Here is a 26,348-nt window from a genome sequence, read left to right on the forward strand (position 1 = left end):
TTAACGTTTGGCTTGCCAGATGCGCTGCTGGTAATCGCGAATCGAGCGATCCGAGCTGAACATGCCGACGCGCGCAGTGTTAAGGATAGTCCGCCGCGTCCATTCGTCCCGATCGCGATACAGTTCGTCGACCCGGCGCTGCGCCTGGCAGTACGAGGCGAAGTCCGCCAGCACCAGATAGGGATCGCCGCCTTCCAGCAGGCTGTGCAGCATCATGTCGAACGCGTGCTTGTCGCCGTGGCTGAACGCGCCGCTCGCCAGCTCGTCCAAAATCGCCTTCAGGTGCTTGTCTTTTTTACGGTAGCTGAGCGGATCGTAGCCCTTCGCCTGTATCGCCTTCACCTGCTCCACGGTATTGCCGAAGATAAAGATATTGTCTTCGCCCACCTGCTCGGCGATTTCGACGTTGGCGCCGTCCAGCGTGCCGACCGTCAGCGCGCCGTTCAGCGCCAGCTTCATGTTGCCGGTGCCGGAGGCCTCTTTGCCGGCGGTGGAGATCTGCTCGGAGATATCCGCCGCCGGGATCATCAGTTCGGCCACCGACACGCGGTAGTCGGGAATGAACGCCACTTTCAGGCGATCTTTCACCAACGGATCGTTATTGATCTTCTCGGCCGCCTGGTTGATCGCGTAAATGATGTTTTTCGCCAGGTAGTAGCCCGGCGCCGCCTTGGCGCCGAACAGGAAGACGCGCGGCACGATGTCCAGATTCGGGTTGTCGCGCAGCTGGCGATACAGCGACAGGATGTGCAGCAGGTTCAGGTGCTGGCGTTTGTACTCGTGCAGACGCTTGATCTGCACGTCGAAAATTGCGTCCGGGTCGAGCGTCAATCCCATCACGCCGTGCACGTAATGGGCCAGCGCCACCTTGTTGTCACGTTTGATCTGCTGATAACGCTGGCGGAACGCCGCGTCGTCGGCGAATTTTTCCAGCCCGCGCAACGCATCGAGATCGTTCGCCCATTCCACCTTCAGCGTCTCGTCGATCAGGCCCGACAGCGCCGGGTTGCACTGTTTCAGCCAGCGACGCGGCGTGATGCCGTTGGTGACGTTATGGAATTTGTTCGGCCACAGCTGGTGATATTCCGGGAACAGATCTTTCACCACCAGATCCGAGTGCAGCTGCGCCACGCCGTTGACCGCAAAGCCGCTGACCACGCACAGGTTGGCCATGCGCACCTGCTTGTTGTGATGCACCGCCAGTTTGGCCCACACCGCCTCGTCGCCCGGCCAGTGCTTATCCACCTGCTTTTTGAACCTGGCGTTGATCTGTTTGATGATTGAGAAATGACGCGGCAGCAGGCTGCGCACCAGTTTTTCATCCCAACATTCCAGCGCTTCCGGCATCAGGGTGTGGTTGGTATAGGCGAAGGTGTTGCTGGTGATCGCCCAGGCTGCCTCCCACTCCAGCTGGTGTTCGTCCAGCAGAATGCGCAGCATTTCCGGAATGGCGATGGTCGGGTGGGTGTCGTTCAGCTGGATCACTTCGTACTTCGGCAGCTCTTCAATCTTGCGGCCGGCCTGATGGTGCTTGCGCAAAATGTCCGCCACCGAGCAGGCGCACTGGAAATACTGCTGCATCAGGCGCAGGCGCTTGCCGGCCTGATGGTTGTCGTTCGGGTAGAGCACCTTGGTCAGCTTGTCGGCTTCTACGCCCTGCTTCTCCGCCTGCAGGAATTTGCCGTCGTTGAAATCGCTCAGGTTGAACGGATGCTGATGGGTCGCCTGCCACAGGCGCAGCGGCTGCGCCACGCCGTTGCGATATCCCAGCACCGGCAGATCCCAGGCTTCGCCGCGCAGGGTGAAGGCCGGGCGCCACAGTTCACGGCCGTCGGCCTGCTTTTCCAGCTTGCCGCCGATGCCCACGTCCACCGCCAGCGCGGCGTTGTGGCGGAACCACGGGTAGCTCTCGCGCTGCCAGTTATCCGGCGCCTCTTGCTGCTGCCCGCCCTGGAACGACTGGCGGAACAGCCCGTACTGGTAGTTCAGCCCATAGCCGGTGGCCGGCTGCTCCACCGTCGCCATCGAGTCGAGGAAACAGGCCGCCAAGCGCCCCAGCCCGCCGTTGCCCAGCGCCGGATCGGTTTCCTGCTCCAGCAAATCCGCCAGCTTGACGTTCTGCTCCGCCAGCGCCTGCTCGACGGTGTCGTACCAGCCCAGGTTGATCAGGTTGTTCGCCGTCAGCCGGCCGATCAGAAACTCCATTGAGATGTAGTTCACGTGGCGCAGCGGTTTGGCGCTTTTGCGTGGCGCCGGCTGAGCGGCCAACTGCTCGGCCAGCGCCGCACTGACGGCTTCCCACCATTGATGCTGCGTCATCTGCTGTGCGGAACTGAGGCCGAACCGTTGCCACTGGCGGGCAAGCGCCGCCAGAAAAGCATCCTTCTTGAGCGTAGGCTGTGACATAAGGAAAACTCTCTATCCAGTAAGTGGGTCAAATTGCCGCTATCGTGCCGGTGAGAAAGCCTGACGGCATCATCCCGCCTGGGGATTAGCTGGGGAGGAGGATTGGGGCGTAGCTGGAATTGTGATCTCAGGCACTTTTTGACTCCCTTGCAACGATGCAAAAAAGCCCGCCAACGCGTGCGGCGAGCACTGAGAACGTTAATCATGACGTTAGCACAAGTATTCGCACTGCTGAAGTTTTGTCCATGGCCGGAAATGCGATCTGCAACCGCCTCGCCGCGCGCCGGCGCCAAACGTAAAAAAGTGTGATCGATAGCAACTTAACTCCAAGCCGATGCGGAAGCTTGTTGCAATACGTTTAGGGTTGGCAGAAGTTAGGGGGAGCTATTAATTACGAACCATAAAATAATTAGCACCACTCCAATCCCGGCGGGAACCGCGATTTATACCCTGGAATACTATGCTGATCCCATCAAAACTGAGCCGCCCGGTACGGCTGCAAAATACCGTGATCCGCGATCGCCTGCTGGCCAAACTGGCCAGCGCGGGCAATTATCGCCTGACACTGGTCAATTGCCCGGCGGGATACGGGAAAACCACGCTGATCGCCCAATGGGCGGCCGGCAAGGCCGATTTGGGCTGGTATTCCCTGGATGAGAGCGACAACCAGCCGGAGCGCTTCGCCAGCTACCTGATCGCCGCGCTGCAGCAGGCCAGCGGCGGCCGCTGCGTCAAGAGCGAGGCGCTGAGCCAGAAGCATCAGTACGCCAGCCTGTCGGCGCTGTTCGCCCAGCTGTTTATCGAGCTGGCCGACTGGCACCAGCCGCTGTACCTGGTGATCGACGACTACCACCTTATCACCAACGACGCCATCCACGAAGCCATGCGCTTTTTCCTTCGCCATCAGCCGGAAAACCTGACGCTGATCCTGCTCTCACGCACCCTGCCGCCGCTCGGCATCGCCAATCTGCGGGTGCGCGATCAGCTGCTGGAAATGGGTACGCAGCAGCTGGCGTTTACCCATCAGGAAGCCAAACAGTTCTTCGACTGCCGCCTGGCGGCGCCGATGGAACAGCAGGACAGCAGCCGCCTGTGCGACGAAGTCGAAGGCTGGGCCACCGCGCTGCAGCTGATCGCGCTGTCGGCCCGTCAGTCCGCCTCGTCGGCCCAGCTGTCGGCCAAGCGCCTGGCGGGGCTGAACGCCAGTCACCTGTCAGACTACCTGGTGGACGAAGTGCTGGATCACGTCGATGCCGATGCGCGCGCCTTCCTGCTGCGCTGTTCGGTGCTGCGCTCGATGAACGACGCGCTGATCGTGCGGCTGACCGGCGAAGACAACGGCCAGCAGCGGCTGGAGGAGCTGGAGCGTCAGGGGCTGTTTATCCACCGCATGGACGACACCGGCGAATGGTTCAACTTCCACCCGCTGTTCGCCTCTTTCCTGCGCCAGCGTTGCCAGTGGGAACTGGCGCTGGAGCTGCCGGGGTTGCACCGCGCCGCTGCCGAAGGCTGGCTGGCGCTGGGGTATCCGGCGAAGGCCATTCACCACGCGCTGGCGGCCAGCGACGTCAGCATGCTGCGCGATATCCTGCTGCAACACGCCTGGTCGCTGTTCCACCACAGCGAACTGGCCTTGCTGGAGGAGTGCCTCAACGCGCTGCCGTATGAGCGCCTGATCCAAAACCCCAAGCTGGCGCTGCTGCAGGCCTGGCTGGCGCAGAGCCAGCACCGCTACGGCGAGGTCAACACCCTGCTGGAGCGCGCCGAGCGCACCATGCGCGAACAGAAAATCGAGATAGACCAAACGCTGCACGCCGAGTTCGACGCCTTGCGCGCCCAGGTGGCGATCAACGCCGGCAAACCGGAAGAAGCCGAGCGGCTGGCGACCGAAGCGTTGAAATTCCTGCCGCTGTCCAGCTACTACAGCCGCATCGTCGCCACCTCGGTGACCGGCGAAGTGCACCACTGCAAGGGCGAACTGGCGCGCGCGCTGCCGATGATGCAGCAGACCGAGCAGATGGCGCGTCGTCATCAGGCGAACCATTACGCGCTCTGGGCGCTGCTGCAGCAGAGCGAAATCCTTATCGCCCAAGGCTTCCTGCAGGCCGCTTACGAAACCCAGGACAAGGCGTTCGAACTGATCCGCGAGCAGCACCTGGAACAGCTGCCGATGCACGAATTTCTGCTGCGCATCCGCGCCCAGATCCTGTGGTCATGGTCACGGTTGGACGAAGCGGAAGACGCGGCGCGCGCCGGGCTGAAAATTCTGGCCAACTACCAACCGCAGCAGCAGCTGCAGTGCATCGCCATGTTGGCCAAATGCTCGCTGGCGCGCGGCGATCTGGACAATGCCAATACTCACCTGCAGCGCTGCGAAACCCTGCTGCACGGCGCCCATTACCATCGCGACTGGCTGACCAACACCGACAAGTCACGGGTGATCCACTGGCAGATGACCGGCGACACCGCCGCCGCCGCCCAGTGGCTGCGCCACACCGAAAAGCCCGGCATGGCGGACAACCACTTCACGCAGGGCCAGTGGCGCAACATTGCGCGGGTGCAGATTCTGCTCGGCCAGTATGACGAGGCCGGCGTGGTGCTGGATGAACTGAACGAGAACGCCCGCCGGCTGCGGCTGGTGAGCGATCTCAACCGCAACCTGCTGCTCAGCAACCAGCTGTACTGGCTGCAAGAGCGCAAGGGCGAAGCGCAGCAGGCGTTGATCGAAGCGCTGTCACTGGCCAACCGCACCGGCTTTATCAGCCATTTCGTCATCGAGGGCGAAGCGATGGCGCAGCAGCTGCGCCAGCTGATCCAGCTCAACACGCTGCCGGAGCTGGAACAGCATCGTGCCCAGCGCATTCTGCGCGACATCAACCAGCATCATCGGCACAAGTTCGCGCATTTTGACGAGAACTTCGTCGATAAGCTGCTGACCCACCCGCAGGTGCCGGAGCTGATCCGCACCAGCCCGCTCACCCAGCGCGAATGGCAGGTGCTGGGGCTGATCTATTCCGGCTACAGCAACGACCAGATCGCCGGTGAGCTGGACGTGGCGGCTACCACCATCAAGACGCACATCCGCAACCTGTACCAGAAGCTCGGCGTGGCCCATCGCCAGGAAGCGGTGCAGCAGGCGCAGCAGCTGTTGAAGATGATGGGGTACGGCGCCTGAGAGTCAGCGCTGGCCGTAATAGGCGCCGGCGCCATGTTTGCGGCTGAAATGCTTTTCCAGCAGATAGTCATCGATCCGCCTTAGGCCGGGGTTAATATCCCGGCTGATCCACGCCATTTTCGCCACCGCCTCCAACACCACGGCGTTATGCACCGCCTCATCCGGCGTCCTTCCCCAACTGAACGGGCCATGCTGATACGCCAGGATACCGGGAATGTGCAATGGTTCACGCCCTTTCAGGGTTTCTATAATCACCCGACCGGTGTTCAGCTCATATTCCCGCGCCACCTCTTCCGCCGTCAGCCCGCGGGTACAAGGAATATCGCCGGAAAAATAGTCGGCGTGGGTGGTGCCGAGCACCGGTATCGCTTCCCCTGCCTGCGCCCAGGAGGTGGCATGGGTGGAGTGCGTATGCACCACACCGCCGAGTTGAGGGAACGCCCGGTACAGCGCCAAATGCGTCGGCGTATCGGACGAAGGCCGCAGTTGCCCCTCAACAACCTCACCTCGCGCATTCACCACCACCATATCCTCAGCCCGCATCGTTTCATAAGGTACGCCGCTGGGTTTGATCACCACCAGCCCACTGGCCTGATCGATGCCGCTGACATTGCCCCAGGTATAGGTCACCAGCCCGTGCTCAGGCAACGCCATATTGGCTCGGTACACCTGACTTTTCAGTTGCTCCAGCATACTACCTCCTTATTTCCAACCCGGCCTCGACCATACGTTCAACCACCCAGGCACGCGCCTCCCGCACCGCCCGCAGCGGATCGTTCGCTGTCTCGCTCCACATCTCGAGCAGATAGGGGCCACGATAGCCGCTCGCAAGCAACGTTTCGAAACAGCGTACGAAATCCACTACGCCCTCGCCGAACGGTACATTCTTAAACTCCCCCGGCCGCGTATCCTTAACGTGTACCGCCACGATGTGCCCGCTTCCGGCTATGAGCTCCATCGGCACATCGTTGTCCCAGGCAGACAAGTTGCCGATATCCGGGTAAAGCTGAAACCACGGGTTATTCAGGTAGTGGGCATAGCCCAGCGCCTTGCTGATCGAGTTCATCAGCGGATAGTCCATGATTTCCATCGCCAGCATGACCTGTGCACGGCTGGCCATCTCTACCGCCTGCACCAATCCGGCGCGGAACCGGGCGCGGGTCTGCGCAGTAGACTGCGGGTAATAAACGTCATACCCGGCCAGTTGGATCACCCGGATGCCGGTATCCTGCGCCAGCCGAATAGCTTTTCGCACGATATCCAGTCCTCGGTCGCGCGTCGTGTCGTCTTCACTGCCCAACGGAAAACGCCGGTGGGCGCTGAGGCATAAAGAAGGGACGCGCACACCGCTCGCCGCAACGGCGCTAACCAACGCGAGCCGCTGTTCAGCGCTCCAGTCCAGCCGCGCCAGGCGGCCGTCGCTTTCATCGATCGACATTTCAACGAAATCGAATCCCAACTCACCCGCCAGTTGCAGGCGCGTCAGCCAATCCTCGCCCGGCGGCAACGCTTTCTCATAGATGCCCAACGGCACGGATTTGTGCAACATAACCGCTCCTCAGCCCCACCGCTGGGCGATGACACGTTTAAACTCCCGCGCCGCCGCGACCGGATCGGCGGCATCGCGAATGCTGCGCCCGGCGATAAAGACATGGATGGGAATACCTTGGAACAGAGGTAAATCCTCCAGCGCCAGTCCGCCGGTGACCGTCACCTTAAAACCCATCTCGCTCAGGCGACGAACCGCGCGGATATCGTCATCGCTCCAGGATATCCCCGCCGCCTGCGCGTCACGGCTGCGGTGATACACCACCTGACCAATTCCCGCTTCACGCCACGCCTGCGCCTGTTCCCAGGTCCAGAACCCCGTCAGTTCTATCTGCACGTCACCACCGAACTCATGCGCCACCTGCAGGGCTCCCTTGGCCGTATTGATATCGGCGCAGCAGATCACCGTGATCCAATCGGCATTCGCCTCGAAGCACATTCGCGCCAAAATCTGACCCGCATCGGCGATTTTTGCGTCCGCCAACACGATGCGATCCGGATACAGCGCTTTTAAATCGCGTACGGCTCGCACGCCTTCCGCCACGCACAAAATAGTGCCGACTTCGATGATGTCGACTTCGGCCGCGATCAGGCGAGTCGTGTCGTAAGCCGCAGCCATGGACAGATTATCCAGCGCCACCTGCAACATCGGTAAATGCGTGTTCATTGTTTGTCTCCTTCAATTCGCCGCCGCCGTAGACGTTTTGTCGATCAACGCCAATACCTCGCTCGCGTGGCGACAGGCCCGCAAGCGATCGAAATTCGCCTCATCTTCAAACAGGTTCACCACTTGCATGATCCCCACCTCCTGATGCGTTTTGGCGTCCACCGCCGCCATGGTGATCAAGATGTCTATCGGATCGTTGTCCTCATCGCCGAAACACACCGGCGTCTTCAGGGTGACTAAGGCGAAGCCGGTTTTCAGCACCCCTTCCTCCGGCCGGCCGTGCGGCATCGCCAGGCCCGGCGCTAGCACGAAGTAAGGGCCGTGCCGTTCGACGCCGGCCAAAATGGCGTCGAAATAGCGTGGTTCCACCACGCCGGCGGCCACCAGCAGATCGACCCCCAGCCGCACCGCCTGGCGCCAGTCGGCAGCCTCCGCCTGCAGTTGGATAGCGTTATTCTGCGCCAACGAATCGCTCAGCTTCATGACTCGCTCCTCACTGCTTCAAATCTTGCGGAAAATGCGCGCCGATGACGTCCATCAGCTTCGGGCCGAAGTCCGCCGCCGAGAGCATATTGCGTACCCCGACCACGTATTTGTTGCCGCTGACGACGATTTCATCCGCGACATGGGTGGAAGCAATGATGATGTCAGCCCCATTCAACTCGGATTTGTATTCCCCCACCGCACAGCTGTTGACCGAATGATCCACGCCTTGCTGCGTTAAAAATTGGTCGACTTTCATTTTCATGATCATGGAACTGCCTTGTCCGCAACCGCATACCGCCAGGATTCGTACCGTCATAATCTGCACTCCTATTAACGTGACGCCGATTCAACCGATTGTTTTTCAGCATCTTCTTCCGCACGCAGGGTGCGTCCGGCGAAGAACATGTACAGCAGGGCGATAACGATCACCACGCCCATAAACCACAGGCCCAAACTCAGCCCTTGCATCAGCGGCGGCGCCAGAATCGACCAGTCCGCCATGCCCATCCAGGCGCTTAGCCCGGTCAGTTTGATGGCCCACACGCAGCCGAAGATCTCTATCATTCCCATTACCAGACAGATCTTCATCGCCGCGCGCCAGCCACCAAAGTGGTTAGCGAATACGCCGATGGTGGCGTTAGAAAAGAACATGGGAATGAAACCGGGAATAATCATGATGGAAGAGCCAAGCGCTAACAGTATGCCGACGGCGATCAGTTGGCCGATGGTGCCCCACATAAAACCCCACACCACGGCGTTGGGCGCGAAGCTATAAATGGCGGCACAGTCGATGGCCAGTACCGCGCCGGGGATCAGACGTTGGGAAATGCCGTTAAAGGCCTCGGTCAATTCGGCGACGAACATACGCACACCCTGCACGATGATGAAAATCGCCACCGCGAACATCAGCCCGGTTTGCAGGATATAGATGCTCCAGTGAATTTTACCGGCCATCGCCTGCAGAGTGTCCAAGCCGAACGAGCACAGAATGATGCCGAAAAACAGCGTCATCACGATGGCGGTGGACACGATGTTGTCATGGAAAATGTTCAGCCACCCGGGCAGCTTCAGATCTTCCACGCTGTCCTCTTTTTTACCGAGATACGGTGCGGCCTTGTATGCCAGCCACGACGCGAACTGCTGTTGATGCCCGATCGAGAAACCGCTGTTTTCCGTTACCGCCTGCGTCGGTTTGAACATCATGTTGGAGGTGATGCCCCAGTACAGTGAAGCCAAGAGCGCGCTGCACAATACCGTCGTCCACATGCCGTAACCCAGAATGTAGAAAAATACCGCGATCAGCCCAACCTGCTGAAACATGATGTGGCCGGTGAGCATGATGGTGCGGATGCCGGTAATACGCCGCAGCAGTACGTAGAGAATGTTCAGCGCCAATGCCAGCAAGACCGCGTAGCCGACCCAGCTGTAGGCGTCCCCCATACGTTCGATGGTGGCCATCATCGAGGCATAGGTATCTGAAATCGCCCCGTTGATGCCGTATACCTCGGACAACTTCGCCACAACGGGTTTGAACGTGCCGGTCAGGATGCCGGAACCGGCTTGCAGCAACATGAAACCGATAATGGTTTTGATCGTGCCTTTGATAATGACCGCCGCGCTTTTGCGCAGCAACGTGTAACCCAACAGCGTAACCAACCCCAACAGCAGCGGTGCATTGGTCATCACCTGGTTAAAAAAGACGGTGAAGATGGTGTAAAGAGTTTCCATACGGCTCTCCCGAAAAGGTTGGCATGCAGGTAACGCCTTCACCATACCAATCACAATAAATCACAAAAAGATCACAAATGATTATTTGTGAACAACCTCGCAAGTTAAAAATCAATTCCACTAACATTCAATGAATTAGACGACTCACACTTTATTACCCATTGAATTTAATAGCAGTTAATCAAACGAAAAGGAGAGAGAACGCCGGCGCAGCGCGTAAATTCGGCGGCGTTTACGTGTATTTCGATCGTTGTCAGTGGAAAAAAACGGTGCTAAATTCGATCAAAACAAATCACATAAAATCTTTAAATGATTATTTATGATTTTATTATCACCACCAACGAGGAAAGACCCATGAGTAAAGTCAACGACATCACCCGCGAGTCCTGGATATTGAACACCTTTCCCGAATGGGGCACCTGGCTGAACGAAGAGATAGAGCAGGAGAACGTCGCGCCCGGTACTTTCGCCATGTGGTGGCTGGGCTGCACCGGCATCTGGCTCAAGTCCGAAGAAGGCGCCAACCTGTGCGTCGATTTCTGGTGCGGCACCGGCAAGCAGAGTCACGGCAACCCGCTGATGAAAACCGGCCACCAAATGCAGCGCATGGCCGGAGTGCGGAAGTTACAGCCGAACCTGCGCACCACCCCATTCGTACTCGACCCGTTCGCCATCACTCAGCTCGACGCCGTGTTGGCCACGCACGATCACAACGATCATATCGATGTGAACGTCGCGGCGGCAGTGTTGCAGAACTGTCCAGACACCGTCCCGTTTATCGGGCCGAAAAGCTGCGTGGATATCTGGATCGGCTGGGGCGTGCCGCCGGCGCGCTGCATCACCGTCAAACCTGGCGACGTGATAAAAATCAAAGACATTGAAATTCATGCGCTGGACGCCTTCGATCGCACGGCACTCATCACATTGCCGGTGGAACAAAAAGCGGCGGGCGTTCTACCGGACGGCATGGACCTGCGGGCGGTCAACTACCTGTTCAAAACGCCGGGCGGCAACCTTTATCACAGCGGCGATTCCCACTACTCCAACTATTACGCCAAGCACGGCAACGATCATCAGATCGATGTCGCCCTCGGCTCCTACGGCGAGAACCCGCGCGGAATTACTGACAAGATGACCAGCGCAGACATCTTGCGCATGGCGGAATCGCTGAACGCCAAGGTCGTGATCCCCTTCCACCACGATATTTGGTCTAATTTCCAGGCAGATCCGCAGGAGATCCGCGTGTTGTGGGATATGAAAAAGGACCGGCTCAAGTACGGTTTCAAACCGTTTATCTGGCAGGTTGGCGGCAAGTTCATCTGGCCGCAGGACAAAGACAATCTGGAATATCACTACCCGCGCGGGTTCGATGATTGTTTCATCCAGGAACCCGACCTGCCCTTCAAGTCTTTCTTGTAATCAATCGGTGTTGCATACGGATGCGCGCTTTTGAACGGCAATGATTCAAATCGTCAAACGGCGCGCATATAATCGAAGGCAACGACGTTTTTTCTCTCCACGGAGCCCGCATGACAGAGTCCCAACGCCACAACGCTATTCTCGATCTCTTGCAGCGCAAGGGGCAAATCTCCGTGGCGGACGTGATCGCGGCGTTTGACATCTCTCCGGCCACCGCGCGCCGGGACATCAACAAGCTGAATGAAATCGGCAAATTGCGCAAAGTACGCAACGGCGCCGAAGCCACGCAAACTCCGCGCCCGGCCTGGACGCCGCTCAATATCCACCAAACCCAGCACCTCGATGAAAAAATGCGCATTGCGGCGGCCGCGGCACAGCTCTGTCAGCCGGGTGAAAGCGTGGTGATCAACTGCGGCTCCACCGCATTTCTGTTGGGCCGTGAAATTTGCGGCAAGCCGGTTCAGGTGATCACCAATTATCTGCCGCTGGCCAATTACCTGATCGATCAGGAACACGACAGCGTGGTGATCATGGGAGGCCAGTACAACAAAACCCAGTCGATTACTCTGGCGCCTCAGGAAGGCGACGCAACCCTGTACGCCGGGCACTGGATGTTCACCAGCGGTATCGGCCTTACCGCCGAGGGTTTGTATAAAACGGATATGCTGACCGCCATGGCGGAGCAAAAGATGCTCAACTACGTCGGTAAACTGGTTGTGCTGGTTGACAGCAGTAAAGTCGGCCAACGCGCCGGCATGCTATTTAGCCGCACCGAGCAAATCGCCATGGTGATCACTGGCCGGGCCGCCGATCCGGCGATCGTTAAGCAACTGCGTCAGCAAGGCGTTGAAGTGCTGCTGGTGTGACAAAACCATACCCTTGCTCTGGTCTTAAACGCCGCAGAGTTGGTTACAATAGCGGCGTCCCCCAATTACGAGGCAGTCAGCAGTATGGAACAGTTCGAAGCGATCAACGTTGAGCAGGCGTACACCCGCTGGAAAGAGGGCAGCGCCGCCCTGGTCGACATCCGCGATCCGCAAAGTTTTGAAGCCGGGCATACGCCAGGCGCCTTTCATCTCACCAACGCCACCCTGTCGGCCTTTATGCAACAAAACGACTTCGAGCGGCCGGTGATGGTGATGTGCTACCACGGTAACAGCAGCCGCAGCGCGGCGCAGTACCTGCTGCACCAGGGGTTCGACGCGGTCTACAGCATCGACGGCGGCTTCGAGGCCTGGGCCCGTCAGTATCCGCAAGACGTGGAAACCTCTGCCTGATCCCCGCCGCCCGCCGCGCATCGGCGGGCTTCCCCTTCATTTTTATGCGCGTTTTCGCGGGTTTTTCGCAGATCCGTTTGCCAGCGCTCAGGATTTCGACGTTATAATCGGCCGTCAGGGTCGCCGACGAGCAAGCCGCGGCCAAAATCATTCACTTACGACGGAAGAGCAATGGTTAGAGTAATCGCCATATCCAACCCGCGCCTGGCGCTGGCCTTTGTCGACTATATGGCGACCCAGGGCATCCGGCTTGAGCTGCGCAACAGCGGCGAGGCGGCGGAAATCTGGCTGGCCGACGACGGCCACCTCGAACAGGTGCAACACGAGCTGCAGCAGCTTCTGGTCGATCCGCTCAACCGCCGTTATCAGGCCGCCAGCTGGCAGACCGGCCATACCGACGCCGGCCTGCACTATCAGAGCGAATCCTACCTGCACACCCTGCGCAGCAAGGCCGGGCCGCTGACGCTCGGCGTGATGGTACTGTGCATCGCGGTCTACATCCTGATGCAGGCGCTGGGCGACGACACCGTGATGTACTGGCTCTCCTGGCCGCAGGACAGCAGCCAATACACGCAGCTGTGGCGCTGGGTCAGCCATGCGTTCCTGCATTTCTCCCTGCTGCATATCCTGTTTAACCTGATGTGGTGGTGGTATCTCGGCGGCCAGATGGAAAAACGCCTCGGCGCCGGCAAGCTGTTCGTGCTGGCGGTGGTGTCGGCCTTCTTCAGCGGCTGGGCGCAATCGCTGTTCAGCGGCGCGCTGTTCGGCGGGCTGTCGGGCGTGGTCTATGCGCTGATGGGCTATGTGTGGCTGACGGGTGAACGGGCGCCGGAGCGCGGCCTGATGCTGCCGCGCGGGCTGATGGTGTTCTCGGTGCTGTGGTTGGTGGCCGGATATTTCGATATTTTAGGAATGTCGATCGCCAACGCGGCACACGTAGCCGGTTTAGTGTTAGGGTTATTGATGGCATTTTGGGATACGCGTCATCGCGCGCACAACGAACAATAACAGCCGGGAGCTGTGCCCAGCGGGCATAGCGGGCGTTTTAGGGGATTATCGTGAAGCAAACACAGCGTCATGACGCAATTATCGAGCTGGTGCGCCTGCAGGGTTACGTCAGCACGGAAGAGCTGGTGGAACATTTTGACGTCAGCCCGCAAACGATTCGCCGCGATTTGAATGACCTGGCCGACCAGAACAAGATCCAGCGTCACCACGGCGGCGCGGCGCTGCCTTCCAGCTCGGTCAACGCTGCTTATAACGATCGCAAGGTGATGTGGTCGGAAGAGAAAGCCCGCATCGCGCAGCGCGTCGCCAGCCAGATCCCGGACGGCGCCACGCTGTTCATCGATATCGGCACCACGCCGGAAGCGGTGGCCCATGCGCTGATGAACCACAAGAACCTGCGCGTGGTCACCAACAACCTCAACGTCGCCACCCTGCTGACCGCCAAGGAAGACTTCCGTCTGATCCTGGCCGGCGGCGAAGTGCGCACCCGCGACGGCGGCATCATGGGCGAAGCCACCCTGGACTTCATCTCTCAATTCCGCCTCGATTACGGCATTCTCGGCATCAGCGGCATCGATATGGACGGCTCGCTGCTCGAATTCGACTATCACGAAGTGCGCACCAAACGCGCGATTATCGAAAATTCCCGCTGCGTGATGCTGGTTACCGACCACTCCAAATTCGGCCGCAACGCCATGGTCAACCTGGGCAACATGAATCTGATCGACTACCTGTTTACCGACCAGTTACCGCCGCCGAGCGTGATGAAAATCATCGAGCAGTACGACGTGCAGCTGGAGCTGTGCTGATCCGCTGTTAACCTGCGGGGCGCGCCGCCGCCCCGTTTCCTACCCCCCCGCCCCTCTTCATCGACAGCCGTTTGCGCGCTCGCGCCATATCCATATCATTTATGTGACTATCATCACCAAACTGTTACCTCTATCACGCCTAAATGTTTTTGTTTGGTTAAGTCTTGGCTTGCTTGTTGGTTTTTGATTACAATCATGAGCGAAAACGAACACGAAAGAGCTATTTCGAACATCTGGAGGAAGATGACGTGGAAACCAAAGACTTGATCGTTATCGGTGGCGGCATCAACGGTGCCGGCATCGCGGCGGATGCTGCCGGGCGCGGGCTGTCGGTACTGCTACTGGAAGCGCAAGACTTGGCCTGTGCTACGTCTTCCGCCAGTTCCAAACTGATCCACGGTGGCCTGCGCTACCTGGAACACTACGAATTCCGTCTGGTGAGCGAAGCGCTGGCCGAGCGTGAAGTGCTGCTGAAGCTGGCGCCACACATCGCGTTCCCGATGCGTTTCCGCCTGCCGCACCAGCCGCACCTGCGTCCGGCCTGGATGATCCGTATCGGCCTGTTCCTGTACGATCACCTGGGCAAACGCACCAGCCTGCCGGGCAGCAAGGGCTTGCGCTTTGGACCAGAATCGGTGCTGAAGCCTGAACTGAAGCGCGGTTTCGAATATTCCGACTGCTGGGTCGACGATGCTCGCCTGGTGGTGCTGAACGCGCAGGAAGTCGAAAAACGCGGCGGCGAAGTGCGCACCCGCACCAAAGTGACCCGCGCATGGCGTGAAAACGGCCTGTGGATGGTGGAAGCGGTCGATATCGACAGCGGCAAAACCTTCACCTGGCGCGCCAAAGGCCTGGTGAACGCCACCGGCCCGTGGGTGAAAAACTTCTTCGACGACGGCCTGAAGCTGAAATCGCCTTACGGCATCCGCCTGATCAAAGGCAGCCACATCGTGGTGCCGCGCGTGCACGATCAGCCGCAGTCTTACATTCTGCAGAACGAAGACCACCGCATCGTGTTCGTGATCCCGTGGAATGACGAGTTCTCCATCATCGGCACCACCGACGTGGAGTACAAAGGCGATCCGAAGGACGTGAAGATCGACGAGAACGAAATCGCTTATCTGCTGAAAGTGTACAACGATCACTTCAAGAAGCAGCTGGGCCGAGACGACATCGTCTGGACATACTCCGGCGTGCGTCCGCTGTGCGACGACGAATCCGATTCGCCGCAGGCGATCACCCGCGATTACACGCTGGACGTGCACGACGAGCAAGGCAAGGCACCGCTGCTGTCGGTCTTCGGCGGCAAGCTGACCACCTACCGCAAGCTGGCCGAGCACGCGATGGAAAAACTGGCCCACTACTACCCAGGCTGCGGCCCGGCGTGGACCAAAAACGCCACGCTGCCAGGCGGTGACATCGGCGGCGATCGCGACGGCTACGCAGCCAAACTGCGCCGTGCGCACGGCTGGCTGCCGGAAGCCCTGGCGCGCCGCTATGCCCGCACCTACGGCAGCCAGAGCGAGCTGATCCTGGCCGGTGCCAACGGCCTCGGCGATCTGGGCGAAGATTTCGGCCACGGTCTGTATGAAGCCGAACTGCGCTACCTGACCGACAAAGAGTGGGTCGTAGAGCTGGACGACGCCATCTGGCGCCGCACCAAGCTGGGCATGTGGCTGGACGAAGCGCAGCAGGCGCGGGTGAAAGCCTGGCTGGCGGAACACGCGAAAACGAAAGCGCTGTCTCTGGCTTCCTGAGCCGCAGCGTAACGAAAAAAGGGCCGGTTATCCGGCCCTTTTCTTTGCGCTTTCTCTTCCGTCTTACAGCTTCACCGGCTGAATGTGCCAGATTTCGTCCGCGTATTCCTGAATGGTGCGATCGGAGGAGAAGTAGCCCATGTTGGCAATATTCAGCACCGCGCGCCGCGTCCACTCGTCCTGATTGAGATACACCTCGTCCACCTTGTCCTGCGTATCCACATAGCTGCGGTAATCTGCCAGCAGCTGGTAGTGATCCCCCAGGTTCACCAACGAGTCGAACAGGTTGCTGTAGCGCTTCGGTTCGTCCGGGCTGAAGACGCCGGTGGCGATCTGCGTCAGCGCCTGGTGCAGCTCGGGATCCTGCTCGTAGTATTGATGCGGGTTGTAACCGTTGCGGCGCAGTTCCTCCACCTGTTCGGCGGTATTGCCGAAGATAAAGATGTTCTCCTCCCCCACGTGCTCGCGCATCTCGACGTTGGCGCCGTCCAGCGTACCGATGGTCAGCGCGCCGTTCAGCGCAAACTTCATGTTGCTGGTGCCTGAGGCTTCGGTGCCCGCCAGCGAGATCTGTTCCGACAGATCCGCCGCCGGGATAATGATCTGCGCCAGGCTGACGCCGTAGTTCGGAATGAACACCACCTTCAGCTGGGTATGCACGCGCGGATCGTTGTTGATCACTTTGGCCACGTCGTTGATCAAGCGGATGATCTGCTTGGCGGCATAGTAGGCCGAGGCCGCCTTGCCGGCGAAGATCACCACCCGCGGCACGCGCTCGATCTCCGGATCGTCCAGCAGGCGGTTATACAGCGTGATGACGTGCAACACGTTGAGCAGCTGCCGTTTGTACTCGTGGATGCGCTTGATCTGCACGTCGAACAGCGCATCCGGGTTGACCACCACGTTGAGCGTTTTGGCGATGTACAGCGCCAGCCGCTCCTTGTTCTGCCGCTTGGCGCGCTGCACTGCCTGCAGGAAACTCGGGTAATCGACGTTGGCCTTGATCTCGCTCAGCTGGCTGAGATCGGTGCGCCAGGTTTGCCCAATGCAGTCGTCCAGCACCGCCGCCAGCGGCGGGTTGGCCAGCGCCAGCCAACGGCGCGGCGTCACCCCGTTGGTTTTGTTGCAGAAACGATTGGGGAACAGCCGGGCGAAGTCGGCGAACAGCGACTGCACCATCAGCTCGGAATGCAGGGCGGAAACGCCGTTGACCTTGTGGCTGGCCACCACTGCCAGCCACGCCATGCGCACCCGGCGGCCGTTGGTTTCATCGATGATCGAGACCCGCGCCAGCAGGTCGTTGTCGCCCGGCGCCACTTCCTGCACCATCTTGAGGAAGTGATCGTTGATTTCGAAAATCAGCTGCAGATGGCGCGGCAAGATGCGCCCTATCATGTCCAGCGGCCAGGTTTCCAGCGCCTCGCTCATCAGCGTGTGGTTGGTGTAGGAAAACACCTGCTCCACCACTTCCCAGGCGTCGAGCCACTTGAATTTGTGCTCGTCGATCAGCCGGTGCATCAGTTCGGGAATCGACAGCACCGGGTGAGTGTCGTTGAGGTGAATGGCGATCTTGTCCGCCAGGTTGTCGAAGGTTTTGTGCATCAGCCAATGGCGGTTGAGGATGTCCTGCACCGTGGCCGACACCAGGAAATACTCCTGCCGCAGCCGCAGCTCGCGCCCGGAGGAGGTCGAGTCGTCCGGATACAGCACGCGCGACACGTTCTCCGAGTGGTTTTTATCCTCCACCGCGGCGAAATAATCGCCCTGGTTGAATTTGCCGAGGTTGATCTCGTTACTGGCCTGCGCGCCCCACAGCCGCAGGGTGTTGGTGGCGTCGGTGTCGAAACCGGGGATCACCTGATCGTAGGCGATGGCCACGATCTCTTCGGTCTCCAGCCAGCGTGCCTTGGCGCCCTCCTGCTGCACGCGGCCGCCGAAGCGCACCTTGTAGCGGGTGTTGTGGCGCGGAAACTCCCACGGATTGCCGTACTCCAGCCAATAGTCCGGCGACTCCATCTGCTGGCCGTTGACGATGTTCTGCTTGAACATGCCGTACTCGTAGCGAATGCCGTAGCCGCGCCCCGGCAGCGCCAGCGTCGCCAGCGAATCGAGGAAGCAGGCCGCCAGGCGCCCCAGACCGCCGTTGCCGAGGCCTGGGTCGTTCTCTTCTTCCAGCAGTTCACCCAGGCTCAACCCCATTTCGTTCAGCGCGTTGTCGATGTCCTGATAGATGCCCATCGACAGCAGCGCGTTCGACAGGGTGCGGCCGATCAGGAACTCCATCGACAGGTAATACACCTGCCGTACGTCCTGCGACAGCTGGGCGCGGTTGGAGCGCAGCCAGCGTTCAACCATGCGATCGCGCACCGCGAACAGCACGGCGTTCAGCCAGTCGTGCCGGTTGGCGATGGCCGGATCCTTGCCGACGATAAACATCAGCTTATAGGCGATGGAGTGTTTCAGCGCTTCCACACTGACCGTAGGTGAGGTGTAACTAAACGGTGAAGTCATGGCTTTTTGATCCCTTTTAGGGAGCCCAGCCATTCGCCGCGGAATAGCTGGCCCCGCTGAACATGGACGCGGTACGCCGCGCCCCGACAATCAACCCAAACGGCTGCCCGCCGCGCGTCAACCCACGACGCGAAACGCGGGCTACAAACGTTGATAAAGCGACAGATACTCTTTCGCCGCCACCGGCCAGCCGAAGTCCACGCTCATGGCGTGGCGCTGAACGTGGCGCCAGTGTTTCGGCCGGCTCCACAGCACCATGGCGCGGCGGATGGCGTTGCCCAGCGCGACGGCATCGCAATCGTCGAACACGAAGCCGCTGGCGGTGCCGTCGGCCAGATTTTCCAGCGCGCAGTCCACCACCGTGTCTGCCAGCCCGCCGGTGCGGCGCACCAGCGGCAGCGTGCCGTATTTCAGGCCGTAGAGCTGCGTCAGGCCGCAGGGCTCGAAGCGGCTCGGCACCAGAATCACGTCGGCGCCGCCGATGATGCGGTGGGAGAAGGATTCGTGATAGCCGATCTGCACCCCAACCTGCTCGGGATAGTCGGCGGCGGCGGCCAGAAACGCCTGTTGCAGCACCGCATCGCCGGCGCCCAGCAGCGCCAGCTGCCCGCCCTGCGCCAGCAGTTCAGGCAATGCCTGCAGCACCAGGTCCAGACCTTTTTGGCTGGTCAAACGGCTCACTACTGCGAACACCGGCAGCGATTCGTCCACCTTCAGCCCCATGGCCTTTTGCAGATGCAGCTTGTTTTTGACCTTGCTTTTCAGATCGTCGGCGTCGTAGTGGGTACTCAGCCGCGGGTCGTGGGCCGGATCCCAAATCTTGTCGTCCACCCCGTTGAGGATGCCGCTCAGCCTGCCCTGCCGCTGCCGTTCCTGCAGCAGCCCCTCCATGCCATAGCCGAACTCCGGCCGGGTGATCTCGCGCGCATAGGTCGGGCTGACGGCGGTCACGTGGTCGGCATAAAACAGCCCGGCCTTGAGGAACGACATCTGGCCGTAGAACTCCAGGCCATAAACGTCGTAAAACGACGCCGGCAGCCACAGCTCGGTCACGTGATGGGCAGAGAACAGCCCCTGATAGGCCAGGTTGTGCACCGTGAATACCGAGCGCGCCGGGTGGCCGTTGGCGGCCAGATAGGCGCAGGTCAGGCCGGCGTGCCAGTCGTGAGCGTGCACCAGCTGCGGTCGCCAGTAGCGATCCAGCCCCTTGGCCAGCTCGCAGGCCATCCAGCCCAGCAGCGCAAAGCGGCGGTGGTTATCGGGGTAGGCATACATGGATTGATCGTGGTACGGGCTACCCGGCCGGTCATACAGCCAGGGGGCATCGATGAGATAGATGCCCACGCCATGGTAGGTGCCGTAACGCAGGCCGACCCGGCCGGCGAACGAGTCGATTTCCGCCACCAGCACGGTGTCCGGAATGCCGTTGCGTACGTCAGGGAAAGCGGGCAATAGCACCCGAACATCGGCGCCTTCGGCGATTTGCGCCGCCGGCAACGCGCCAACCACGTCTGCGAGTCCGCCCGTTTTCAGCAGGGGGAACATTTCAGAACATACGTGTAAGACCTGCATTATCACTCCTGAAAGTCGGCCAAAGGCCTCTGGATAAGAAATAAATAAAGCAGGCTTGCCGCTGTTATGCGTGCCGCGTTGCGCAAGCCATCGAACCGTTCATCAGGCGGCAGACTATCGTTCTGCCGCCCACGTTAACTCACAATTTTGACAACATTTCGCGCGTCACCAGCACGATGCCGCCTTCCGAGCGATAAAAGCGCTTGCTGTCCTCATCGGCGTTTTCCCCGATCACCATGCCCTCCGGAATGTGGCAGGCGCGGTCGATGATGCAGCGCCGCAGGCGGCAGGAACGGCCGACGTTCACGTCCGGCAACAATACGGTAGAGTCGATGGTGCAGAACGAGTTCACTCGCACGCGCGGGAACAGCACCGAATGCACCACCACCGACCCGGACACGATGCAACCGCCGGACACCAGCGAGTTCATGGTCATGCCGTGGCTGCCGGAGCGATCCTGCACGAACTTGGCCGGCGGCAGCGGCTCCATGTGGGTGCGGATCGGCCAGGCGCGGTCGTACATGTCCAGCTCCGGCGTCACCGACGCCAGATCGAGGTTGGCGCGCCAGTAGGCGTCCAGCGTGCCTACGTCGCGCCAGTACGGCGGCAGATCGGGGTTGGAAGTCACGCAGGACAAGGTAAACGGATGCGCCCACGCCGCCTGTTGCGCGGTGATTTTCGGGATCAGATCCTTGCCGAAATCGTGGCTGGAGCCGGGGGTCGACATATCCTCTTCCAATAGCTGGAACAGGTAGGCGGCATTAAAAATATAGATGCCCATGCTGGCCAGCGACATATCCGGGTTGCCCGGCATCGCCGGCGGATCGGCGGGTTTCTCCAGGAACTCGATGATGCGGTCGCTTTCATCCACCTTCATCACGCCGAATTCGCCGGCTTCGCTGCGCGGCACCGGCAGGCAGGCCACGGTGCACTGGGCCCCCTTCTCGACGTGGTCGATCAGCATGCGCGAATAATCCATCATGTAGATATGGTCGCCCGCCAGGATCACCACGTATTCGGCCTCATAGCGGCGGATGATGTCCAGGTTCTGGTAGACCGCGTCGGCGGTGCCTTTGTACCAATGTTCGGTGCTGAGGCGCTGCTGGGCCGGCAGCAGGTCGACGAACTCGTTCATCTCTTCGTTGAGGAACGACCAGCCGCGCTGAATGTGCTGCACCAGCGTGTGCGACTGGTATTGGGTGATCACGCCGATGCGGCGGATGCCGGAGTTCAGGCAGTTCGACAGGGCGAAATCGATGATGCGGAATTTGCCGCCAAAGTGGACGGCGGGCTTGGCGCGGGTGGAGGTCAAATCTTTCAGGCGCGAGCCGCGGCCGCCGGCCAGGATCAGCGCTACGGATTTAATCGGCAGCTGGCGCGCCAACATCAGGGGGTCTTTATTTTCAAACCTAACCATAGCGGACTCCTTTTATTATTTCCGTACCAGAACGCAAAGCGAGCGCGCGTCCTGGTGCCAGGCGGGTAACACCGCCCGTGAGTCTTCCTGAGTGAACGGAGCGACAACCTGCCAATCGCCTTCCGGCAACCTCATCTCCACCGTTTGCGGCGTGGCGTTGACCAGCAGCAGCCAGCGCTGCGACAGCAGGATCTGCATGAACAGATCGCCTTGCTCCCACTGCTGCGCGTCGAGCACCTGCCCTTGTGCGTTCAGCCACTGCACGCTGCCGTCGTCCTGCTGCCACCAGCGGTCCTGTTGCAACGCGGGGATCCGACGGCGCAGCGCGATCAGCGCCGCGACGTAATCGGTCAGCGCGTCATCCGCCGTGGACCAGTCGAGCCAGGTGGTGGCGTTGTCCTGGCAATAGGCGTTGTTGTTCCCCTGCTGGCTGTGTCCCTGTTCATCGCCGGCCAGCAGCATCGGCGTTCCCTGGGACAGCAACAGCGTGGCAAGCATCGCCCGCTGGCTGGCCCTGCGGCGTTGCACAATGGCGTCGTCGGCGACCAGGCCTTCCACGCCGTGGTTGTTGCTGAAATTGCGATCGCTACCGTCGCGGTTGCCTTCGCCGTTCGGCTGATTGTGTTTCTCGTTGTAGCTGACCACGTCCTGCAGGGTAAAACCGTCATGGGCGGTCAGCATGTTGACGGTGGCGTAAGGCGCTCGCCCGCGCTGGTTGTACACATCGCTGGAGGCGGCAAAACGCCGGGCGAACTGGCCGAGCGACACGCCGCTCTGCAGCCAGAAACGACGCATGTCGTCGCGGTAATGGTCGTTCCATTCGGCGAAGCGGCCGGGAAACGCCCCCACCTGATAGCCGCCGGGGCCAACGTCCCAGGGTTCGGCAATCAGCTTGCAGCGCGACAGCACATCGTCCGCCAGCATCGCCTGGAACAGCGGCGCATCGCGATCGAATCCCGGCGTGCGGCCGAGCACACTGCCCAGATCGAAGCGGAAGCCGTCGACATGGCACTCCCGCACCCAAAAATGCAGGCAGTCCATCACCCAGGCCACGCCCTGCGGCTGATCGAGCCGCAGGGTATTGCCGCAGCCGGTGTCGTTGACGTAGTCCCCTTCCGGCGTCAGCCAGTAGTAGCTCTGGTTGTCGATGCCGCTCAGCGACAGCATCGGCCCGTCCATATCCAGCTCGGCGCTGTGGTTGAACACCACGTCGAGGATCACCTCGATGCCGGCTTGGTGCAGCGCCTTGACCGCGTCGCGAAATTCGTTCAGCGGCGTGCCGTCGGTGCTCAGGCTGGCGTAGCGGTTGTCCGGCGCATAGGGCGCCAGCACGTTATAGCCCCAGTAGTTGATCAGCCCCAGCCGCTGCAGACGCGGTTCGGAGGTATGTTGCTGCACCGGCAGCAGTTCCAGCGCGGTGATGCCGAGGCGTTTGAAGTGGGCGATCATCACCGGGTGCCCCAGCGCGGCGAAGCTGCCGCGCAGCGCCGGCGGAAGCTTCGGGTGCAGCAGCGTCAGGCCGCGTACGTGCGCTTCGTAAATCACCGTCTGCCCCCAGGGCGTGGCGGGCGGGCGATCGTCCTGCCAGTCGTAGCATTGGTCCACCACCACGCATTTCGGCATCAGCTCGGCGCTGTCGTGCGGATCCGGCCGATCGTAACCGCCGTGCAGGTGCGGGTGGTCCGCCACCGGCCCTTCCACCGCGCGCGCGGCCGGATCGAGCGCCAGCTTGTTGGGGTTGAACCGCTGTCCGTTCGCCGGGTCGAACGGGCCGTAGACCCGGTAACCGTAACGTTGTCCCGGCTTGCCGCCCGGCAAATAGCCATGCCAGATATCGCCGCTGCGCGCCGGCAGCGGCAGGCGCACCTCACGCTGCTGGCCGTCGAACAGGCACAGCTCCACCCGCTCGGCATGCGCCGAGTACAGGGTAAAGTTGATGCCTTCGCCGTCGTAATGCGCGCCCAGCGGCGCGGCGCGGCCGGCCGTCAGCTCCGTCATGGTGCCTCCCGCAGCAGATAAATGGTCGCCAGCGGCGGCAGCGTCACGCAGATGGAAAAGTCGCGGCCGTGGCTGCCGACCGCTTCGGAAGAGACCCGCCCCTGATTGCCGGCGTTGCTGCCGTGATAGTGGTGCGAATCGGTATTGAGGATCTCGTGATAGTCGCCGGCGCGGGAGAGGCCGATGCGGTAGCGGTAGCGCGGCACCGGGGTAAAGTTGCTGATGGCGATCAGCTCATTGCCCTGCGAATCGTAGCGCGCGAACGCGAACACCGAGTTGTCGTGATCGTCGACCACCAGCCACTCGAAGCCGTCCGGGCGGTAGTCGCGCTCGTACAGCGGCGCCTGCTGCCGGTAGCAGTGGTTTAGATCGCGTACCAGTCGCTGCACGCCGTTATGCCAGTTATCCAGCCCTTCCAATAAATGCCAGTCGAGGCTGGTATCGAAATTCCACTCGCGCCCCTGTGCGAATTCGCAGCCCATAAACAGCAGCTTCTTGCCCGGATGCGCCCACATAAAGCCGTAATAGGCGCGCAGGTTGGCGAATTTCTGCCAGGCGTCGCCCGGCATACGGTCGAGGACCGATTTTTTGCCGTGCACCACTTCATCGTGCGAGATAGGCAACACGAAGTTCTCGGTATAGGCGTACAGCATGCCGAAGGTCATCTGGTTGTGGTGATACTTGCGGTGCACCGGATCGCACTTCATGTAATTGAGCGTGTCGTGCATCCAGCCGAGGTTCCATTTGTAGTGGAACCCCAGACCGTTGGCGTCCGGCGGCAGGGTGACGCCGGGGTAGTCGGTGGACTCCTCCGCCAACGTCACCGCGCCCGGCTGCGCCTGGCCGATAGTCTGGTTGGTATAACGCAGGAAGGCGATGGCCTCCAGATTCTCGTTGCCGCCGTAGTAATTCGGCACCCATTCGCCGTCGGCGCGGCTGTAGTCGCGATAGATCATCGACGCCACCGCATCCACCCGCAGCGCGTCGATGCCGAAGCGCTCCAGCCAATACAGCGCGTTGCCCGCCAGGTAGTTGCGCACCTCGTGGCGACCGTAGTTGTAAATCAGCGTATTCCAGTCCTGATGGTAGCCCTCGCGCGGATCGGCGTATTCGTACAGCGCCGTGCCGTCGAAGTTCGCCAGGCCGTAGGCGTCGCTGGGGAAGTGCCCCGGCACCCAGTCGAGGATCACGTTGATGCCCGCCTCATGCGCCGCCGCCACGAACGCCCTGAAATCGGCCGGCGTGCCGAAGCGCCGGGTCGGCGCATACAGCCCCAGCGGCTGATAGCCCCAGCTGCCGTCGAACGGGTGCTCGTTGATCGGCAGCAGCTCGATATGGGTGAATCCCATGTCCTTCACATAGTCGATAAGCTGCACCGCCAGCTCGCCGTAGCTGAGCCAGAAGTGGTTGTCGGTGTGGCGACGCCATGAGCCGAGATGCACCTCGTAGATGGCGATCGGCTGGTCAAAATCGTTGGCGCGGCGGCGCGCCTGCGTCGACGGCACCACCTCCGGCAGCGGCGCCACCAGCGAGGCGGTGTCCGGGCGCATCTGCGCCTCGAAGGCGTAAGGATCGGCTTTCAGCTGGGTATTGCCGTAGCAATCGACGATTTCATATTTGTACAGCTGGCCGGCCCGCACGCCGGGCAGGAACAGCTCCCAGATGCCGTTTTCACGCCGCAGACGCATCGGATGGCGGCGGCCGTCCCAGAAGTTGAACTCCCCCACCACCGAGACGCGCTGGGCGTTAGGCGCCCAAACGGCAAAGCTGACGCCGTCGACGCCATCCAGCGTGGCGAGGTGAGCCCCCAGGCGTTCATAGGGGCGCAGGTGCGTGCCCTCGGCCAGCAGCCAGCTGTCGATGTCCTGCAACAGCGGGCCGAACCGGTAGGGATCGTCGACAGTCTGTTGGTGATCGCGCCAGCTGACCTGCAGCTGATAGCGGAAAGGATTTTTGCGCCGCGGCACTACGGCGCTGAAGAAGCCGCGCGGGTCGTCGCAGTTCAGCTGTGCCAACCGCCGGCCGGTTTGCTGCTCAATCAGCCAAACCTCGGTGGCGTCCGGCAGTAGCGCACGCACCTGCAGACCGTTATCGGTCGCATGCATGCCAAGCAGAGCAAAGGGATCGGCATAATGGCCGGAGATGATCTGATCAATCACGTCACGATCGGAAAGTACAGGCATAGTCTTCTTCCTTAGATTAACAGCATGATCTAAGCACGGCTTGTTGGTTATTCCTTGGCCGTTTTGGTCATCATGCAATGCATTCGGACTCTAAAGCGTGATTGCGGTCGGTTATTGACCAATCTTTACTTTGCCGACCTGAATTTCGCTCTTTATGCTTATTTTTTGAAATATTTCAGTCATGGTGAAAAATTGTTCGCCCATGCCTTAAGCATAGCCAATGTCTGTTAAAAACTGCTCAGCATTGCTCAGGAAAATTCTTCATTAAGAAAACTGCCAGCCCGGCGGCTTCTGCATGCGGCGGCCGACGAGGAGATATGCGGGGTGGAGCCCGGTGAAACGAGGCTTGCGGTGACGTTGCCCGGCGCGGTGCGCGGCGAACAAAAA

19 protein-coding genes are annotated in these 26,348 nt (G+C 60.6%); 7 read left to right on the forward strand and 12 right to left on the reverse strand.

Features of this window, described 5'->3' with window-relative positions; translation table 11 throughout:
- The gene (malP, locus tag C3F38_RS00820; RefSeq protein ID WP_055316953.1) at window positions 1-2,406 is read right to left on the reverse strand and encodes a maltodextrin phosphorylase; all 2,406 of its coding nucleotides are present in this window, start codon (window positions 2,404-2,406) and stop codon (window positions 1-3) included.
- Between the two features lie 460 nt (window positions 2,407-2,866).
- Here malP and malT point away from each other — a divergent pair, with 460 nt between their 5' ends.
- A complete protein-coding gene (gene malT / locus C3F38_RS00825) occupies window positions 2,867-5,581 on the forward strand; it encodes an HTH-type transcriptional regulator MalT (protein ID WP_103767470.1) in 2,715 nt (904 codons plus the stop codon).
- A 3-nt stretch (window positions 5,582-5,584) separates the two neighbouring features.
- Here the strand turns inward: malT and C3F38_RS00830 are convergent, their stop codons facing one another.
- Genes C3F38_RS00830 through ulaA form a run of 6 tightly spaced genes read right to left on the reverse strand, consistent with a single transcriptional unit; the run spans window position 5,585 to window position 10,010 of the window.
- Window positions 5,585-6,271 carry an L-ribulose-5-phosphate 4-epimerase gene (locus tag C3F38_RS00830; RefSeq protein WP_055316971.1) on the reverse strand — a complete coding sequence of 229 codons (687 nt, stop codon included), beginning with the start codon at window positions 6,269-6,271 and terminating at the stop codon, window positions 5,585-5,587.
- A 4-nt stretch (window positions 6,272-6,275) separates the two neighbouring features.
- Entirely contained in the window at window positions 6,276-7,130 is an 855-nt protein-coding gene (locus C3F38_RS00835; RefSeq protein ID WP_047729676.1) for an L-ribulose-5-phosphate 3-epimerase, read from the reverse strand.
- Between the two features lie 9 nt (window positions 7,131-7,139).
- On the reverse strand, window positions 7,140-7,796 hold the full coding sequence (locus C3F38_RS00840) for a 3-keto-L-gulonate-6-phosphate decarboxylase UlaD (protein ID WP_055316951.1): 657 nt from the start codon (window positions 7,794-7,796) through the stop codon (window positions 7,140-7,142).
- Between the two features lie 12 nt (window positions 7,797-7,808).
- Window positions 7,809-8,279 carry a PTS ascorbate transporter subunit IIA gene (gene ulaC, locus C3F38_RS00845; protein ID WP_047729674.1) on the reverse strand — a complete coding sequence of 157 codons (471 nt, stop codon included), beginning with the start codon at window positions 8,277-8,279 and terminating at the stop codon, window positions 7,809-7,811.
- Between the two features lie 10 nt (window positions 8,280-8,289).
- Window positions 8,290-8,598, reverse strand: coding sequence for a PTS ascorbate transporter subunit IIB (ulaB, locus tag C3F38_RS00850; protein ID WP_047729673.1), 309 nt, complete (start codon window positions 8,596-8,598; stop codon window positions 8,290-8,292).
- Window positions 8,599-8,612: 14 nt separating this feature from the next.
- The gene (gene ulaA / locus C3F38_RS00855) at window positions 8,613-10,010 is read right to left on the reverse strand and encodes a PTS ascorbate transporter subunit IIC (protein ID WP_055316950.1); all 1,398 of its coding nucleotides are present in this window, start codon (window positions 10,008-10,010) and stop codon (window positions 8,613-8,615) included.
- A gap of 354 nt (window positions 10,011-10,364) precedes the next feature.
- Between ulaA and ulaG the strand changes: the two genes are divergently transcribed.
- From ulaG to glpD, 6 genes are all read left to right on the forward strand, one after another.
- Window positions 10,365-11,429 carry an L-ascorbate 6-phosphate lactonase gene (ulaG, locus tag C3F38_RS00860; protein WP_047729671.1) on the forward strand — a complete coding sequence of 355 codons (1,065 nt, stop codon included), beginning with the start codon at window positions 10,365-10,367 and terminating at the stop codon, window positions 11,427-11,429.
- 110 nt (window positions 11,430-11,539) lie between these two features.
- Window positions 11,540-12,295: an HTH-type transcriptional regulator UlaR gene (ulaR, locus tag C3F38_RS00865; RefSeq protein ID WP_055316948.1), complete on the forward strand. Its 756-nt coding sequence runs from the start codon at window positions 11,540-11,542 to the stop codon at window positions 12,293-12,295.
- An 84-nt stretch (window positions 12,296-12,379) separates the two neighbouring features.
- On the forward strand, window positions 12,380-12,706 hold the full coding sequence (gene glpE, locus C3F38_RS00870) for a thiosulfate sulfurtransferase GlpE (protein ID WP_004930790.1): 327 nt from the start codon (window positions 12,380-12,382) through the stop codon (window positions 12,704-12,706).
- A 171-nt stretch (window positions 12,707-12,877) separates the two neighbouring features.
- The gene (gene glpG, locus C3F38_RS00875) at window positions 12,878-13,714 is read left to right on the forward strand and encodes a rhomboid family intramembrane serine protease GlpG (protein WP_104456905.1); all 837 of its coding nucleotides are present in this window, start codon (window positions 12,878-12,880) and stop codon (window positions 13,712-13,714) included.
- Between the two features lie 50 nt (window positions 13,715-13,764).
- Window positions 13,765-14,523: a DeoR/GlpR family transcriptional regulator gene (locus tag C3F38_RS00880; protein ID WP_004930797.1), complete on the forward strand. Its 759-nt coding sequence runs from the start codon at window positions 13,765-13,767 to the stop codon at window positions 14,521-14,523.
- A gap of 248 nt (window positions 14,524-14,771) precedes the next feature.
- Window positions 14,772-16,280 carry a glycerol-3-phosphate dehydrogenase gene (gene glpD, locus C3F38_RS00885; protein ID WP_038878209.1) on the forward strand — a complete coding sequence of 503 codons (1,509 nt, stop codon included), beginning with the start codon at window positions 14,772-14,774 and terminating at the stop codon, window positions 16,278-16,280.
- 63 nt (window positions 16,281-16,343) lie between these two features.
- On the opposite strand, the gene glgP is transcribed toward glpD, so the two are convergent.
- The 5 genes from glgP to glgB form a co-directional block, all read right to left on the reverse strand.
- On the reverse strand, window positions 16,344-18,791 hold the full coding sequence (gene glgP, locus C3F38_RS00890) for a glycogen phosphorylase (RefSeq protein WP_055316946.1): 2,448 nt from the start codon (window positions 18,789-18,791) through the stop codon (window positions 16,344-16,346).
- Between the two features lie 141 nt (window positions 18,792-18,932).
- The gene (gene glgA / locus C3F38_RS00895) at window positions 18,933-20,363 is read right to left on the reverse strand and encodes a glycogen synthase GlgA (protein WP_103767471.1); all 1,431 of its coding nucleotides are present in this window, start codon (window positions 20,361-20,363) and stop codon (window positions 18,933-18,935) included.
- A gap of 139 nt (window positions 20,364-20,502) precedes the next feature.
- A complete protein-coding gene (gene glgC / locus C3F38_RS00900; RefSeq protein WP_055316944.1) occupies window positions 20,503-21,780 on the reverse strand; it encodes a glucose-1-phosphate adenylyltransferase in 1,278 nt (425 codons plus the stop codon).
- A gap of 15 nt (window positions 21,781-21,795) precedes the next feature.
- Window positions 21,796-23,778 carry a glycogen debranching protein GlgX gene (gene glgX, locus C3F38_RS00905; protein ID WP_055316941.1) on the reverse strand — a complete coding sequence of 661 codons (1,983 nt, stop codon included), beginning with the start codon at window positions 23,776-23,778 and terminating at the stop codon, window positions 21,796-21,798.
- Window positions 23,775-25,961, reverse strand: a complete 2,187-nt coding sequence (gene glgB / locus C3F38_RS00910) for a 1,4-alpha-glucan branching enzyme (protein WP_038873590.1) — start codon at window positions 25,959-25,961, stop codon at window positions 23,775-23,777. The genes glgX and glgB overlap by 4 nt, the downstream gene beginning before the upstream one ends.
- Between the last annotated feature and the right edge of the window lie 387 nt (window positions 25,962-26,348).

The organism is Serratia sp. SSNIH1 (assembly GCF_002935055.1).
Classification (GTDB): domain Bacteria; phylum Pseudomonadota; class Gammaproteobacteria; order Enterobacterales; family Enterobacteriaceae; genus Serratia; species Serratia nevei.